At 67.0% G+C, this 14,674-nt stretch carries 16 protein-coding genes; 4 read left to right on the top strand and 12 right to left on the bottom strand.

Annotation, left to right across the window (positions count from 1 at the left end; translation table 11 throughout):
* From KW843_RS19005 to KW843_RS18965, 9 genes are all read right to left on the bottom strand, one after another.
* A partial coding sequence (locus KW843_RS19005) for a GTP-binding protein (RefSeq protein WP_255577894.1) occupies window positions 1–151 on the bottom strand: 151 nt, incomplete at its 3' end.
* Window positions 152–371: 220 nt separating this feature from the next.
* A complete protein-coding gene (gene fusA / locus KW843_RS19000; protein ID WP_218296707.1) occupies window positions 372–2,474 on the bottom strand; it encodes an elongation factor G in 2,103 nt (700 codons plus the stop codon).
* Window positions 2,475–2,625: 151 nt separating this feature from the next.
* Window positions 2,626–3,099 carry a 30S ribosomal protein S7 gene (rpsG, locus tag KW843_RS18995; protein WP_005798541.1) on the bottom strand — a complete coding sequence of 158 codons (474 nt, stop codon included), beginning with the start codon at window positions 3,097–3,099 and terminating at the stop codon, window positions 2,626–2,628.
* A gap of 171 nt (window positions 3,100–3,270) precedes the next feature.
* Window positions 3,271–3,648, bottom strand: coding sequence for a 30S ribosomal protein S12 (gene rpsL, locus KW843_RS18990; RefSeq protein WP_007851137.1), 378 nt, complete (start codon window positions 3,646–3,648; stop codon window positions 3,271–3,273).
* A gap of 288 nt (window positions 3,649–3,936) precedes the next feature.
* On the bottom strand, window positions 3,937–5,106 hold the full coding sequence (locus KW843_RS18985) for a D-alanyl-D-alanine carboxypeptidase family protein (protein ID WP_218296706.1): 1,170 nt from the start codon (window positions 5,104–5,106) through the stop codon (window positions 3,937–3,939).
* 106 nt (window positions 5,107–5,212) lie between these two features.
* A complete protein-coding gene (locus KW843_RS18980; RefSeq protein ID WP_218296705.1) occupies window positions 5,213–5,866 on the bottom strand; it encodes an alpha/beta fold hydrolase in 654 nt (217 codons plus the stop codon).
* Window positions 5,867–5,953: 87 nt separating this feature from the next.
* Window positions 5,954–6,313 carry a ferredoxin gene (locus KW843_RS18975; protein ID WP_218296704.1) on the bottom strand — a complete coding sequence of 120 codons (360 nt, stop codon included), beginning with the start codon at window positions 6,311–6,313 and terminating at the stop codon, window positions 5,954–5,956.
* A gap of 9 nt (window positions 6,314–6,322) precedes the next feature.
* The gene (locus KW843_RS18970) at window positions 6,323–7,420 is read right to left on the bottom strand and encodes a VanZ family protein (RefSeq protein ID WP_218296703.1); all 1,098 of its coding nucleotides are present in this window, start codon (window positions 7,418–7,420) and stop codon (window positions 6,323–6,325) included.
* Between the two features lie 154 nt (window positions 7,421–7,574).
* Complete coding sequence (locus KW843_RS18965) at window positions 7,575–8,003, bottom strand: CopD family protein (protein WP_218296702.1); 429 nt, start codon at window positions 8,001–8,003, stop codon at window positions 7,575–7,577.
* Window positions 8,004–8,335: 332 nt separating this feature from the next.
* Between KW843_RS18965 and hemB the strand changes: the two genes are divergently transcribed.
* Together hemB and KW843_RS18955 are read left to right on the top strand one after the other, a co-directional pair.
* On the top strand, window positions 8,336–9,343 hold the full coding sequence (hemB, locus tag KW843_RS18960; protein ID WP_218296701.1) for a porphobilinogen synthase: 1,008 nt from the start codon (window positions 8,336–8,338) through the stop codon (window positions 9,341–9,343).
* 60 nt (window positions 9,344–9,403) lie between these two features.
* The gene (locus KW843_RS18955) at window positions 9,404–10,537 is read left to right on the top strand and encodes a magnesium transporter CorA family protein (protein ID WP_218296700.1); all 1,134 of its coding nucleotides are present in this window, start codon (window positions 9,404–9,406) and stop codon (window positions 10,535–10,537) included.
* A 23-nt stretch (window positions 10,538–10,560) separates the two neighbouring features.
* Here KW843_RS18955 and KW843_RS18950 read toward each other — a convergent pair whose 3' ends face one another.
* From KW843_RS18950 to KW843_RS18940, 3 genes are all read right to left on the bottom strand, one after another.
* A complete protein-coding gene (locus tag KW843_RS18950; RefSeq protein ID WP_218296699.1) occupies window positions 10,561–11,214 on the bottom strand; it encodes a glutathione S-transferase family protein in 654 nt (217 codons plus the stop codon).
* 66 nt (window positions 11,215–11,280) lie between these two features.
* Window positions 11,281–12,210 carry an amidohydrolase family protein gene (locus KW843_RS18945; protein WP_255594809.1) on the bottom strand — a complete coding sequence of 310 codons (930 nt, stop codon included), beginning with the start codon at window positions 12,208–12,210 and terminating at the stop codon, window positions 11,281–11,283.
* A gap of 11 nt (window positions 12,211–12,221) precedes the next feature.
* The gene (locus tag KW843_RS18940) at window positions 12,222–12,911 is read right to left on the bottom strand and encodes a dienelactone hydrolase family protein (RefSeq protein WP_218296698.1); all 690 of its coding nucleotides are present in this window, start codon (window positions 12,909–12,911) and stop codon (window positions 12,222–12,224) included.
* A gap of 171 nt (window positions 12,912–13,082) precedes the next feature.
* Here KW843_RS18940 and KW843_RS18935 point away from each other — a divergent pair, with 171 nt between their 5' ends.
* Entirely contained in the window at window positions 13,083–13,838 is a 756-nt protein-coding gene (locus KW843_RS18935) for an SDR family oxidoreductase (RefSeq protein ID WP_218296697.1), read from the top strand.
* A 147-nt stretch (window positions 13,839–13,985) separates the two neighbouring features.
* The gene (locus KW843_RS18930) at window positions 13,986–14,621 is read left to right on the top strand and encodes a MarC family protein (RefSeq protein ID WP_218296696.1); all 636 of its coding nucleotides are present in this window, start codon (window positions 13,986–13,988) and stop codon (window positions 14,619–14,621) included.
* Window positions 14,622–14,674: the final 53 nt, after the last annotated feature.

The following is a 14,674-nucleotide window of genomic DNA, read 5'->3' as shown; positions in this document are numbered from 1 at the left end:
CGATCTGGTCGTATGCCTTGGCTTCGCCGCCGAACTTGGCGGACAGCACGGTGGCGATGGCCGCCGTCAGCGTCGTCTTGCCATGGTCCACGTGGCCGATCGTGCCCACGTTGACGTGAGGCTTGGTCCGTTCGAATTTACCTTTTGCCATTTTGAATCTCCAAAGAGCAATGCCTGTGTTGGGGTTTAACGTCTGCACCCGATTGCTGGTTCGTCCCGCACAGGGCAACAGGACGGCACCGGGTCGCAGATTGCAAGAATTTTGCTACTGTTTTAATAGCTGCTAGCGCTTTATAGACAAGCGCCAGCAGCCAATTTGACTCAAAAAAAAGAGGAAAGGCTGCCCAGGGCAGACCTTTCACTCGACGCGCTTACTTGGCGCGTGCAGCCATGATGGCTTCGGACACGTTGCGAGGCGCTTCGCTGTAGTGCTTGAATTCCATCGAGTACGTGGCGCGGCCTTGCGTCGCGGAACGCAGCGAGGTCGAGTAGCCGAACATTTCCGACAGCGGCACTTCGGCGCGGATGGCCTTGCCACCGCCCGGGATGTCGTCCATGCCCTGGACCATGCCACGGCGGGAGGACAGATCGCCCATCACCGTGCCGGCGTAGTCTTCAGGCGTTTCCACTTCCACGGCCATCATGGGTTCCAGGATGACGGGGTTGGCCTTGCGGCAGCCTTCCTTGAAGCCGAAGATGGCAGCCATCTTGAACGCCAGTTCGTTCGAGTCCACATCGTGGTACGAACCGAAGTGCAGCGTGACCTTGACGTCCACCACGGGGTAGCCGGCCAGCACGCCTTGCGTGACGGCTTCGTTGATACCCTTTTCCACGGCCGGGATGAATTCGCGAGGAACCACACCGCCCTTGATCGCGTCGACGAACTCGATGCCCTTGCCGGCTTCGTTGGGTTCGATCTTGAGCACGACGTGGCCGTACTGGCCCTTGCCGCCGGACTGGCGCACGAACTTGCCTTCGGCTTCTTCCACCGTCTTGCGGATGGTTTCGCGGTAGGCCACCTGGGGCTTGCCCACGTTGGCTTCCACGCCGAATTCACGCTTCATGCGGTCCACGATGATTTCCAGGTGCAGCTCGCCCATGCCGGCGATCAGCGTCTGGCCCGATTCTTCGTCGGTCTTCACGCGGAAGGATGGATCTTCTGCAGCCAGGCGCTGCAGCGCGATGCCCATCTTTTCCTGGTCGGCCTTGGTCTTGGGTTCCACGGCCTGCGTGATCACGGGCTCAGGGAACACCATGCGCTCCAGAATGATCTGGGAGTCGATGTCGCTCAGCGTTTCACCGGTCGTCACGTCCTTCAGGCCCACGCAGGCAGCGATGTCACCGGCGCGGATTTCTTCGACTTCCTGACGCTCGTTAGCGTGCATCTGCACGATACGGCCGATACGTTCCTTCTTGCCCTTGATGGGGTTGTAGACGGTGTCGCCCTTGCTCAGAACGCCGGAGTACACGCGCACGAAGGTCAGCTGGCCCACGAACGGGTCGGTCATCAGCTTGAATGCCAGGGCCGAGAACTTCTCGTTGTCATCCGCCTTGCGGGTGACAGGCTTTTCGTCTTCGTCCGTGCCGGTCACGTCAGGAATGTCCGTCGGTGCTGGCAGGTAGTCGATCACGGCGTCCAGCATGCGCTGCACACCCTTGTTCTTGAAAGCGGTACCGCACAGCATCGGGTGGATTTCCGTGGCGATGGTGCGCGTACGCAGGCCGAACTTGATCTCGGCTTCGGAGAGGTCGCCCTCTTCCAGGTACTTGTTCATCAGCTCTTCGGAGGCTTCAGCAGCGGCTTCCACCATCTTCTCGCGCCATTCCTTGGCGGATGCGACCAGGTCGGCTGGAATTTCTTCGTAGGTGAACTTCATGCCCTGCGAGGCTTCATCCCACAGGATGGCCTTCATCTTGAGCAGGTCGACCACGCCGGTGAACTTGTCTTCGGCGCCGATCGGGATCACCACGGGCACGGGGTTGGCCTTCAGGCGCAGCTTCATCTGCTCGTAGACCTTGAAGAAGTTGGCACCGGTACGGTCCATCTTGTTCACGAAGGCCAGACGGGGCACCTTGTACTTGTTGGCCTGGCGCCAGACGGTTTCCGACTGGGGCTGCACGCCACCCACGGCGCAGTACACCATGCAGGCGCCGTCGAGCACGCGCATCGAACGTTCCACTTCGATCGTGAAGTCCACGTGACCGGGGGTGTCGATGATGTTGAAGCGGTGCTCTTCGTAGGAGTTGTCCATGCCCTTCCAGAAGCAGGTCGTGGCAGCCGAGGTGATCGTGATGCCGCGCTCTTGTTCCTGCTCCATCCAGTCCATGGTGGCAGCGCCGTCGTGCACTTCACCAATCTTGTGGCTCACGCCCGTGTAGAACAGGATACGTTCGGTGGTCGTGGTCTTGCCAGCGTCAATGTGGGCCGAGATACCGATATTGCGGTAGCGCTCGATGGGAGTCTTGCGAGCCATGGTGGATCCTTGGATGGGTCGTGTTATTCAGGGGAAGGGCCCAGCATTGTGGCGCTGCGACCCGTCAATTTTGTGACCGCCTCAATCGCCACAAGGCTGCAGGCAAGAATGCCGGCAGCCTTGCGCTTGGCGACGAGGGCAGTTCGTCGATTTAGAAGCGGAAGTGGCTGAATGCCTTGTTGGCTTCGGCCATGCGGTGCACTTCGTCACGCTTCTTCATGGCGCCGCCACGGCCTTCGGTGGCTTCGAGCAGCTCGTTGGCCAGACGCTGGGCCATCGACTTCTCGCCGCGCTTGCGGGCGGCTTCCTTGATCCAGCGCATGGACAGGGCCAGGCGACGGACAGGGCGCACTTCGACGGGCACCTGATAGTTGGCACCGCCCACGCGGCGGGACTTCACTTCGACCATGGGCTTCACGTTGTTGATGGCAACGGTGAACGCTTCCAGAGGGTCCTTGTCAGGGTGCTTCTTCTCGATCAGTTCCAGGGCGCCGTAAATGATGCGCTCTGCAACTGCCTTCTTGCCGCCTTCCATGATCACGTTCATGAATTTGGACAGCTCTACATTGCCGAACTTGGGATCCGGCAGGATTTCACGTTTGGGGACTTCGCGACGACGTGGCATTTTTCACCTCTATCTTTGCTTCAGTTGGCATCTTTTCAGACACCGCGAGAGCCAATCAGGACTCCCACTTACTCGACCCGCGCAGAACACCTGCGTTTGGGGTCACTACGCTGCATCACCGCGCCACGCGGGAGACAGCACCGAAAATTCTGTTGTGCAAAAGCGCAGGGCTTACTTGGCCTTGGGCTTCTTGGCACCGTACTTGGAGCGCGATTGCTTGCGGTCTTTCACGCCTTGCAAGTCGAGCGAACCGCGCACGATGTGGTAACGCACACCGGGCAAGTCCTTGACACGACCGCCGCGAACCAGCACCACGCTGTGTTCCTGCAGGTTGTGGCCTTCACCGCCGATGTAGGAAATCACTTCGAAACCGTTGGTCAGGCGAACCTTGGCGACCTTCCGCAGAGCGGAGTTAGGCTTCTTTGGCGTCGTGGTGTACACACGGGTGCACACGCCGCGGCGCTGGGGGGAGTTCTCCATCGCAGGGCTCTTGGACTTGATCTTTTCGACCTCGCGCCCCTGACGGACTAGTTGATTGATGGTTGGCATGAAATACGTCCCTAAACGTAAAAAACGAAAACGTGAAACCCTTCGGAAATTCCGAAAAGCCTTCTAATGTAGCAGCATGGACCCCAACGGGCAAGTGCCGTGGGGCGTTCCCCTTAAAACCCATCCCGGTACGCCAACATTGCCCGCCGCTCTTGAAAGCGTGCGACCCATGCCAGAGCAGCCGTGCAAGGGCCGCCCCGCTGCACTGGCTGCGCGCCCCTTCCCGAATGGCGCAGCCATTCGGGAGACGGGGTGAAGGCGCGGCAGCGCCTCAGGGGGATGGTCCTGCTACTTGATCCACAGCCGGATCGCATCCCAGGCCCGGCCCAGGATCCCCGCCTGATCCACGCCTTCGAGCGCGATGAGGGGCACCTCGGCCAGGGCCTGCTCGCCCAGCATCACCTTGAGGTGGCCGACGGACTGGCCCTTGGTGAACGGTGCCACCAGCGGGTCGGGCCGTGCGATCTGCGTGGTGATCTTGCCTGCGCTGCCCGAGGGCACCGCCACGACGATGGCTTCCTCGCGGCCGATCTTGAGGGTGTTTTCCGTGCCCTTCCAGACGGCGGGCGTGGCCACGGGCTTGCCGGCCTCGAACAGCTTGACGGCCTCGAACGCGGTATAGCCCCAGTTCAACAGCTTCTGGCTTTCATTCGCACGCGCATTTTCGCTGGCGGCCCCGAGCACGATGGACAGCAGGCGGCGCTGGCCCACGCCGGGGAATTCACGCTTGGACGTGGCCACCAGGCAGTAGCCCGCGGCAGCGGTATGGCCGGTCTTGAGCCCGTCCACCGTCGGGTCGCGGAACAGCAGCGAATTGCGGTTGCTCCCGTTCGACGCGGGAGTGCCGGGGTAGCTGTACTGCTTGGTGGAGTAGTAGTGCATGTACTCCGGGAAGTCCTTCATAAGGCGCATGGCCAGCACGGAAAGGTCGCGCGCGGTGGTGGTGTGGCCGGGTTCGGTGAGGCCTTCGGGGTTCTTGTAGCTCGTGCCCTTCATGCCCAGTGCCTGGGCTTGGTCGTTCATGAGCTTGACGAAGTTCTCGGCCGTGCCGCCCACGCCTTCGGCCAGCGCCATGGTGGCGTCGTTGCCCGACTGCACGATCATGCCCTTGATGAGGTCTTCCACCGGCACCTGCATCTTGGGGTCGATGAACATGCGCGAGCCGGGCATCTTCCAGGCGCGCACGCTCACGGGCAGCTTCTGCTCCAGGGATATCTTCTTGGCGCGCAACGCATCAAACACCAGGTAGCCGGTCATGAGCTTGGTGAGCGAGGCCTGCTCGACGGGAGCATCGATGTCCTTGGCCGCGAGCACCTGGTTGGCGGTGACATCCACCAGCAGGTATGTGCGCGCGGCGATTTCGGGAGGTTGTGGCGCCTGGGCAAAGGCCCCGAAGGCGGCAGGGGCCACCGCTGTAAGGACGGCCAGGGATCGCAGCGCGGACAGGATTCGTTTCATGGGGCAATAGGGGGCTGGAAAGGCTCAAGGAAAAAAGGGAATGAAGAAGAAAGACGGGACAGGAAGAGGAAGGCGCGGCGGCGTGGCCTGCCGCGGCCGGGGCGTTTCAGCCCCCCGACCGAAGGTGGCGCACCACCAGATTCTTCAGAAGCGGCAATTGTCCGTGAAAGAAATGGCCGCCCGCGGGAATGACTGTGACAGGCAGTATCTGGGGCCGCGCCCAGTCCATCACTGCGGAAAGCGGCACGGTGTCGTCCTGCTCGCCATGCACGACCAGGGTCTGCAGATGGGCGTCGGAGGGCACCGGGGCGACGGTGAAGCGGCTGGCCGCGGTGCCCACCAGCACCGCGTGGTCCACGCGGCCCTGCGGCCAGAGGGCGGCCAGCGCGTGGCTGGTGACGAATGCGCCGAACGAAAAACCCGCCAGCGCGATGCGCGGCCCCGCGTCGCCCGCGGGCGCCACCTGCTCCACCACGGCCAGCAGGTCCTGCAGTTCGCCCCGGCCTTCGTCGTGCACGCCTTCGCTGCCGCCCACGCCCCGGAAGTTGAAGCGCACCGCCGTCCAGCCGCACTGCACGAAGGCGCGCGCCAGCGTCTGCACCACCTTGTTGTCCATGGTGCCGCCAAAGAGGGGATGGGGGTGCGCGATGATGGCCACGCCCCGGGGAGGCGCACCGCCGTCGGGCGCGGCGGCATCGCGCACGGCCTCGATGGCGCCAGCGGCGCCGGACAAGCTCAGGCGTTCGGTTTGGGCATTCACGAATTGCTACTCAATCAATAGCTGTTAGCGCACGGCAGTCGTGCGCCAGCGGCTGAAATCATTCCAAAGTCCAGGATGGAGGCGCTTTCAGCGCCCGAGTTCCGCCGGTGGCACCAGGCGTTCCACGATCTGGCCATTCTTGAGGTGCGACTCGACGATCTCGTCGATGTCGGCATCGTCGACATAGGTGTACCAGGTGCCTTCGGGGTAGACCACCGCGACGGGGCCGGCCGCGCAGCGGTCCAGGCAGCCCGCCTTGTTCACGCGCACCTTGCCGGCGCCCGCCAGGCCGGCCGCCTTGACCTGCGCCTTGCAGCGGTCAAAGCCCGCCTGGGCGTTGTGGTGGGCGCAGCTGTCTTCGCCGTTGGTCCGGTCGTTCAGGCAGAAGAAGATGTGGCGCTGGTAGTAGCCGGGCGCTGCGGCCGGCGAGGGGTTGGTGTCGCTCATCCACCCATTTTAGGTTTGCGACTCGCGCCGGGACACGCGCAACAGCACATACAGCAGCGTGGCATAGGGCCACAGCCAGCCCAGCCACTGGCCCAGGCCGTAAAAACGGATGAACCGGCCCTGCTCCCAGATCTGCAGCGTCTGCGCGAAGTAGGCGCTGGTGGGCGCCTGGTTGAGCAGCGCAAGGTGCCAGACCAGCGCGACCAGCAGCACGGCCGCGCAGGCACGCCGGGGCAGCGCCAGCAGCAGCAGCGCCAGCGCCAGCGCACCCCACACGCCCACGCGCGTGGGCAGGCCCATCCACTCCCAGGCATGCACGGGCCCCCAGCTCAGGGCGGCCGACAGCGCGGTGAGCGTGACGCCCACGGCCACGACCCCCAGGGCAAACAGCGCGCGCCGGCCCACGGAGCGGATCACGCAGTAGCCCAGCAGGCAGGGGGTCAGCAGGCCCAGCGTCACGCACAGGAGCTCGCCGCTGGGCGAGAGCGGGTCGAACGCGGCGTCGCGCAGCGGAAGCCATTCCAGGAACGGGGTATCGGCCAGCAGCTCGATGAGCGCGGCCTCCAGCCGCTCGAGCACCTGGCCCAGCCCGAACGGCACGGCCGCCGGGAACAGCAGCGCCAGGGGCCACAGCGCCAGCAGCACGATGGCGCCGCTGGCATCGGCGACGAACCAGCGCCCCCTGAAGTCGCTCCAGCGGTCGATGGCGCCCGCGCGCTCCAGCAGCGCGGCACTCAGCGCCCCCACCAGCGCCCCCGCCGCGTTGAGCAGCAGGTCCAGGTTGGAGGGCACGCGCCGGGGCAGGTAGATCTGCAGAAACTCCATGGCCAGCGACAGCAGCACGCCCACCAGCGTGGACAGCAGCACCGCGCCGCGCCGCCAGCCCGAGCGCAGCATGGCCAGCACCAGCAGAAAACCCAGCGGCGCATAGCCCACGACATTGGTGGCGATGTCGAAGCCCGTCCAGTACGGCGGCGGCAACGGCGCCAGCAGGAACACCAGGGGATCGATGCCCTGCGCGCGCCACCCGTCGAACGGGAACAGGCTGGCGAAGACGATCAGCGCCGTGTAGATCAGCGCCAGAGGCCAGGCGGAGGTCTTGTGCATGCCGTCTCAGCCATCCATGGCGCCATGCGTCACCCGTGCCCCGCAAGCACGGGCGCGGTACAGGGCAGGGGCGCCGCGCGGGGCCCGGCCACCGCAGCGGGCCGGTAGAAGGGACCAGGGAGAAGGCGCGCGGCGCCGCAGGGAGCTGCCCACTTCAGAACGGCTTGACCACCACCAGCACCACGGCGGCCAGCAGCAGGACCACCGGCACTTCATTGAACCAGCGGAACCACGCATGGCTCCTGCGGCTGGTGCCGTTGGCCAGCTTGCGCAGCAGCACACCGCAGGCGTGGTGGTAGCCGATCACCAGCAGCACCACCGCCAGCTTGGCGTGCATCCAGCCGTTGCCCGGGCCGCGCCCGATGCCATAGCCCATCCACAGCCACGCGCCCAGCGCCAGCGCGGGCACGGCCAGCAGCGTGGTGAAGCGCAGCAGCTTCCTGGCCATGAGCAGCAGGCGGTCACGCTCCGCGGCCGAGCCCGGCGCCACCATCGCCAGATTGACGAAGATGCGCGGCAGGTAGAAAAGGCCGGCAAACCAGCTGGCCACGAAGACGATGTGAAAGGCTTTGACCCAGAGCATGGGGGCAGTTTAAGGGCCCGCACCATGCCGCCGGGGCCACGCCAAAAAAAAGCCCGGCAAATCCGCCGGGCCGGGAAAGCCTGTTTTGCATCGCTGCAATCCAAGGCCCCGCTCAGGGAGGGAAAGCGGGGGGCAGCAAGCCGCCCGGCGCCAATTTAGCACCGGGCAAGAGGTGTTACAAGCGGCATTTCCAGGGCGCGGCGCTGCGGCGCCAGCGTTTGGCAACGGGCGCTCCGCCATGCCAGTGCACCCGTGGATCCGGCTTTGCCGGTCCACCGGGTGCGTCCCCCTCTGGGGGAAGCCGCGCAGCGGCTCAGGGGGATAATCTTCACATGCATCTCCAAAGCCCCGCCCCCTTCCCCCAGAACCGCCCGCGCCGCCTGCGCCGCGATGCCTTCACCCGCAATCTGGTGCGTGAGAACGCCGTCACGCCGCACGACCTGATCTACCCCGTGTTCGTGCACGAGGGCCAGGGCCGCAGCGAGGCCGTGACCTCCATGCCCGGCGTGGATCGCCTGAGCCTGGACCTGCTGCTGCCCGTGGCCGAGGACTGCGTGCAGCTGGGCATTCCGGTGCTGGCGCTGTTCCCGGCCATCGACCCTGCGCTCAAGACACCCGACGGCAAGGAGGCGCTCAACCCCGACGGCCTGATCCCGCGCGTGGTGCGCGCGCTGAAGAAGGAATTCCCCGGCCTGGGCGTGATGACCGACGTGGCGCTGGACCCGTACACCAGCCACGGCCAGGACGGCGTGCTCGACGACACCGGCTACATCATCAACGACGACACGGTGGAGATCCTCACCGGCCAGGCGCTCACGCACGCCGAGGCGGGCGTGGACATCGTCGCGCCCAGCGACATGATGGACGGGCGCATCGGCGCCATCCGCGAGGCGCTGGAGGTGCAGGGCCACATCCACACCCGCATCATGGCCTACAGCGCCAAGTACGCCAGCGCCTTCTACGGCCCCTTCCGCGACGCGGTGGGCACGCGCGGCGCCTTGGGCAAGGCCGACAAGAACGTCTACCAGATGGACCCCGGCAACAGCGACGAGGCCCTGCGCGAGGTGGCCATCGACATCGCCGAGGGCGCCGACATGGTGATGGTCAAGCCCGGCATGCCCTACCTGGACATCGTGCGCCGCGTGAAGGACGAATTCAAGGTGCCCACGTTCGCCTACCAGGTGAGCGGCGAGTACGCCATGATCAAGGCCGCCGCCGCCAATGGCTGGCTGGACCACGACGCGGTGATGATGGAATCGCTGCTGGCCTTCAAGCGCGCGGGCGCCGACGGCGTGCTGACCTACTTTGCGCGCGATGCTGCGCGCTTGCTCCGAAAATAAGAGCTGCCAGCGCTTGATGGACAGGCGCCAGAAGCACTTTTTATTGCCACCCGGGGTCGCATGCGCATTTTTCACATCCACAGCGGCAGCGTGCAGGAGCTGGCCGAGCTGCCCACGCAGATGCCTGCCCAGGGCTTTGTCTGGATCGCCTGCGCGCGCCCGGCCTTCCAGGCGCGGCTGGCCGAGATCCAGGCGAGCCTGCAGGCCCTGGTGGGGCTGCAGCTGGTGGACCTGCATGTCTCCGACCTGCTGAACGCGCAGCTTCCCTCGCACTACGACTACACCTCCCAGTACGACCTGCTCGTGTTCCGCCGGCTGGCCACCGCGCAGGGCGGCGGCCCGGAGGCCGAAGCGGGGCAGCCCGGCGACGCCGCCTCCCCGCTCAAGCGGGCCGGCCCGCCGGTGCTGCGCCGCATCGACACCAGCCCCGTGGGCTTCGCGGTGTTCGACCAGCTGCTGCTGACGGTGCACCCCACGGACTGCGCCGTGCGCGATGCGTATGCCGCGCGCCTGCTGGCCGCCACGCCCGCCCCCGCGAGCGAGGGCCGCAGCAGCCCCGTGCCCGGGGCGCGCCGGCCCACCAGCCCGGCCGACCTGATGCTGCGCGTGGTCAACCTCATGGTGGACGGCTACCTGGACCTGCGCCGCGAACTCACGCGCCAGCTGGACCACTGGCAGACCGAACTGCTCAAGCCCCGCGCCCGCTACGTGAACTGGAGCTCGCTGCTCGAGGCGCGGCTGGCGCTGCACAAGCTCGATGAAATCTGCGAGGACCAGCGCACCGCCGTGCAGGACTGGATCGACGCCCTCGAAACCTGGGCCCTGCCCGACACCCCCGCCGGCCTGCGCGAGCTGGACCTGCTCAAGGTGCGCAGCCGCGACGTGCTGGAGCACATCGAGCGCGTGGTGCACCACGTGCGGCGGCTGGAGCAGAGCACGGAGACCGCCGTGCAGATGCACTTTTCCGTGCAGAGCAACCGCACCAACGACATCATGCGCACCCTCACGGCGCTCACCGCCGTGTTCCTGCCGCTGAACCTCATCGCCGGCATCTTCGGCATGAATTTCGAGTTCATTCCGCTGATCCACAAGGCCAACGGCTTCTGGTGGGCGATGGGCTCGATGGCGTTCATCGCCGTGGCGCTGGTGCTGGTGTTCTGGCGCAAGCGCTATCTGGCGCGCACGAGCAGGTAGGGGAGCGCGCCTGCCCGCCGCCGTCAGACGAAGGGTTCGGCCAGCGCCTCGTTGAACAGCACCCGCTGCACGGCGGGGCGCTCCAGCATGCGCCGCAGGTACGGCCCCAGGTGGGGACGGCTGCGGGCCGGCGCGGTGCGCTGGAAGTTGCGGGTCCAGCGGCACAGCGTGAACACGTAGGCGTCGAGCGCGCTGTAGCCCGCGCCCAGGAACCACGGGCCGCCGTGGCGGGCCAGCTCGGCGTCCAGCTGCGCCAGCAGGCCGTCGATGCGCAGTTCCGCGTGGCGCTGCAGCTCCAGCATGCCGGCCTCATGGCCCTCGTCCACCCAGCGGTGGGGATAGAAGTACACGATGAGCGTCGCCTGCAGCGTGTTGGTGAGCCACATCAGCCACTTGTAGAACTGCGCGCGCTGCGCCGTGCCCAGCGCGGGCGCCAGGGCCGCGGCGGGGTGGGTGTCGCACAGGTGCAGGGTGATGGCGGCCGTCTCGTAGAGCACCAGGTCCCCGTCGGTGAGCACGGGCACCAGCCCGTTGGGGTTGAGCCGCAGATAGGCGGGCGCCTGGTGGGCACGCTGGCCGATGTCCACGGGCACGCGCGCGTAGGGCGTGCCCAGCTCTTCAAGCAGGATGTGCGGCACCATGGCGGCGCTGCTGGGGGCGTGGTGAAGCTCGAGCATGGTGTTGTGCGGGAGGGGACCGGTGGCCTGAAAAAGAGGAGGATGCGCGGACCGCGCGGGGATCGATCAGGGCCGCGCCACGCCGAACAGGCCGGCGCCGTTGTCCCACGCGACCTTGCGCGCCACGTCGGCGGGCAGGCCGCCCAGCCAGGTGCGGTAGCCCTGCATGAGGCTTTCATAGTGCTGCCAGCGCTGGTTCACCCAGGTGTCGGAGCCCACGACAAAACGCGTGGGGTACTTGAGCAGCAGCGCGCGCCACGCGGGGCACAGCTGGTCGTCGTCGCACACCAGGCCCGGCCGGTACGAGAGTTCGCCCACGAGGCCGGGGTAGCGCGCGAGCAGCGCGTCCACCCGCTCGGCCGGCGCGCCGCCGATGCCCGTGTGCGCCCAGATCAGGCGCAGCTTGCGCCCTTGCGTGGGGGTGTGCGCCATGAGCTTGTCGATGGCCACGTCGTCCACATGGGCCAGCACCACCAGGTCGCGCTCCTCGGCCAGCGCCATGAGCTTCCTGGCCACCGGGCCGTCGGCATTGGCGCTGTCGTACAGGTGGAACTCGCCGATGCCCCGGTACGGCCCGGCCGCCGTGCCGCGCGCCAGCTCGGCCTGCACCATGGCGTAGATGCTCTCGTCGGCGAACCAGCCTGTGTAGTCGGCGCGGCTGCGGTACAGCCGCACGAAGGGCACCACGGCGACGCCGGCCTCGCGCGTCTCGCGCAGGCCGGCCAGCGTGAGCGAGCCGGTGTTGGGCCGGGAGTTGGCCACGATGGCCCGCACGCCGCTTTTCTGCATGCGGCCCAGCACGTCGGCCGGCGGGTGCGGGCCGTTCTTGCCGTCCCACGCCTCTTCGTTGTAGTGCAGGTGGGCGTCGAACAGCGGCCCGGGATAGTCGGCCGCATGAGGCTGGACCCCGAACGCTATCAAACCGATAGCTACCAGCGCCTTACCAGCAAGCGCCAGATGCCAAAAAGGCTTCACGCTCTGAAGCGGGGCGGCCATGGTGCCGGCCCTCAGGCGAGATGTTTGTCGAAGAACGCCAGCGTGCGGTCGCGCGCGGCCATGGCCGAAGGCTCGTCGTAGCTGCCGCGCTGGTCGCAGTTGAAGCCGTGGTCGGCGTCGTAGATGTGGACCTCGACCTCGGGATGGGCGCGGGCAAATGCCTGCACGGTGTCGAGCGGGATGTAGTGGTCGCGCTGGCCGAAGTGCGCCAGCACCGGCACCTGCGGGTGGCGCGCTGCTTCGTCGGCTGAGGTCATGCCGCCGCCGTAATAAGGCACGGCCGCCGACAGCCCGCTCAGCGTGCAGGCCGCGCGCCAGGTCAACAGGCCGCCCCAGCAAAAGCCCACGATGCCGACCTTGCGGCCGCTTTGCTGCGCGGCGTAGTCGATGGCGGCCTGGATGTCGGGCATCACGCCTGGCGCGGGCAAGGCCTCGACTGCGGCCTTCAGACCCATGCCGGCCTTCATGTCGTCGCCGGTGTAGCCCATGTCCACATCCTGCTGCACGCGGTGAAACGTCGACGGTGCGACGGCCAGGTAGCCGCGCGCGGCAAACCGGTCGGCCACCGCGCGGATGTGCGAGTTCACGCCAAAAATTTCCTGCAGCACCACAATCGCACCGCGCGGCGCCGCATCGGGCTGCGCCACCCAGGCGGGCACGGCGAGACCATCGCTTGATGTCAGATTGACGAATTGACCCATGGCATTGACTCCTTGCTGCGTTGATGGACTGATGTGTGACTCGGGGGCATGCGGCCAGCGCGGGTGCCGGGGCTCCCCCACGCTCCGGTCCCGGCGCCCGCTGAACGCGCCATTCTGGCCGCTGAGCGGACCTCTGTTCAAATGCGGGCCATTTTCAGAGGAGTCCTTGCAATGACCCACACCCACAAAGTAGCACTGATCACCGGAGGGTCGCGCGGCATCGGCGCGGCCACCGCCCGGCTGGCGGCGCGCCAGGGCTGGGCCGTGGCCGTCAACTACGCCCGCGACGCGCGCGCCGCCGAGGCCGTGGTCGCCGCCATCGCCGCCCAGGGCGGCCGCGCCCTGGCGGTGCAGGCCGACGTGGCCGACGAGGCGCAGGTGATGGCCATGTTCCGCACGGTGGACGCGCAGCTGGGCCGCCTCTCGGCCCTGGTGAACAACGCCGGCGTGGTGGACGTGCCCGCGCGGGTGGAGGCGATGGGCGTGGCGCGCCTCAAGCGCATGTTCGACATCAACGTGATCGGCAGCTTCGTCTGCGCGCGCGAGGCCGTGCTGCGCATGGGCACGCGCCACGGCGGGGCCGGCGGCAGCATCGTCAACGTGTCCAGCGCCGCCGCGCGGCTGGGGGCGGCGGGCCAGTACGTGGACTACGCTGCCGCCAAGGGCGCGATCGACACCATGACCCTGGGGCTGGCGCGCGAGGTGGCCGCCGACGGCATCCGCGTGAACGCCGTGCGCCCCGGCCTGATCGAGACCGACATCCACGCCAGCGGCGGCCTGCCCGACCGCGTGCGCGACCTCTCGCACCAGGTGCCCATGCTGCGCGGCGGCACGGCCGAGGAGGTGGCCGAGGCCATCGTGTGGCTGATGTCGCCCGCCGCCAGCTACACCACCGCCACGCTGATGGACGTCTCGGGCGGGCGCTAGAGCGCTGCGGTGCAGCATGCGCGGGCGCCAAACCGCGCCAAAAACACCGCATACTCGCGCACAGCAGCCCGGCGGCGGCGCCCTTGCGCTGCCTTGCCGGGCCCAGCCCGATCCACCGCCCTGCCCCCTGCCTCCCGGAGCGCCCTGATGGACCTCAAACCCCTGATCACCCTGCTGGCCATCGTCAACCCGCTGGCCATCGTTCCCTTTTTCATCCACTACACGCAGGGTTTCTCGTACCCCCAGCGGCGGCGCACCATCCAGGTGGCGAGCTTCAGCGTGTTCTGCGTGATCGCCGCCTGCGCCCTGCTGGGCCTGCAGATCCTGGACTTCTTCAACATCTCGCTGCAGAGCTTCCAGGTGGGCGGGGGCATGCTGCTGCTCATCAGCGCGATGAACATGCTCAACGCCCAGCCCGCCGAGGCCAAGCCCAGCACCAACGAATACGAGGAAGGCGCCGAGAAGGCCGCCGCGGGCAGCAGCATCGCCGTGGTGCCCCTGACCATCCCGCTGCTCACCGGGCCGGCCAGCATGTCCACCGTGGTGATCTACGCCGACCGCGCGCAGACCTTCTGGCAGCATGCCGCCCTGGTGGGCTACGGCGTGGTGATCGCCCTGGCCACGGCCGTGTGCTTCGCGCTGGCCGACCCGATCGCGCGCGTGCTGGGCAAGACCGGCATCAACGTGATGACCCGGCTGATGGGCCTGATCCTGGCCGCGCTGGCCGTGGAAGTGATGGCCGACGGGCTGGGCAAGCTCTTTCCCATCCTCATCTCCCGCTGAGATGGAGCACCCCCTGAATCGCCTTCGGCGGCCTTCCCGGCCGCGACCGTGCC

Origin of the sequence: Acidovorax sp. sif1233 (genome assembly GCF_019218755.1) — a bacterium.
Taxonomy (GTDB): Bacteria; Pseudomonadota; Gammaproteobacteria; order Burkholderiales; family Burkholderiaceae_C; genus Acidovorax.
This window is presented reverse-complemented; position numbering and strand designations above follow the sequence as displayed.

Excerpts from the sequence above, each read along its gene's own strand:
- KW843_RS18975 (WP_218296704.1), bottom strand. The coding sequence starts at position 6,313 with ATGAGCGACACCAACCCCTCGCCGGCCGCAGCGCCCGGCTACTACCAG.
- KW843_RS18935 (WP_218296697.1), top strand. The coding sequence starts at position 13,083 with ATGACCCACACCCACAAAGTAGCACTGATCACCGGAGGGTCGCGCGGC.
- KW843_RS18970 (WP_218296703.1), bottom strand. The coding sequence starts at position 7,420 with ATGCACAAGACCTCCGCCTGGCCTCTGGCGCTGATCTACACGGCGCTG.
- KW843_RS18955 (WP_218296700.1), top strand. The coding sequence starts at position 9,404 with ATGCGCATTTTTCACATCCACAGCGGCAGCGTGCAGGAGCTGGCCGAG.
- KW843_RS18965 (WP_218296702.1), bottom strand. The coding sequence starts at position 8,003 with ATGCTCTGGGTCAAAGCCTTTCACATCGTCTTCGTGGCCAGCTGGTTT.
- KW843_RS18945 (WP_255594809.1), bottom strand. The coding sequence starts at position 12,210 with ATGGCCGCCCCGCTTCAGAGCGTGAAGCCTTTTTGGCATCTGGCGCTT.
- KW843_RS18940 (WP_218296698.1), bottom strand. The coding sequence starts at position 12,911 with ATGGGTCAATTCGTCAATCTGACATCAAGCGATGGTCTCGCCGTGCCC.
- rpsL (WP_007851137.1), bottom strand. The coding sequence starts at position 3,648 with ATGCCAACCATCAATCAACTAGTCCGTCAGGGGCGCGAGGTCGAAAAG.
- KW843_RS18985 (WP_218296706.1), bottom strand. The coding sequence starts at position 5,106 with ATGAAACGAATCCTGTCCGCGCTGCGATCCCTGGCCGTCCTTACAGCG.
- KW843_RS18930 (WP_218296696.1), top strand. The coding sequence starts at position 13,986 with ATGGACCTCAAACCCCTGATCACCCTGCTGGCCATCGTCAACCCGCTG.
- fusA (WP_218296707.1), bottom strand. The coding sequence starts at position 2,474 with ATGGCTCGCAAGACTCCCATCGAGCGCTACCGCAATATCGGTATCTCG.
- rpsG (WP_005798541.1), bottom strand. The coding sequence starts at position 3,099 with ATGCCACGTCGTCGCGAAGTCCCCAAACGTGAAATCCTGCCGGATCCC.
- hemB (WP_218296701.1), top strand. The coding sequence starts at position 8,336 with ATGCATCTCCAAAGCCCCGCCCCCTTCCCCCAGAACCGCCCGCGCCGC.
- KW843_RS18950 (WP_218296699.1), bottom strand. The coding sequence starts at position 11,214 with ATGCTCGAGCTTCACCACGCCCCCAGCAGCGCCGCCATGGTGCCGCAC.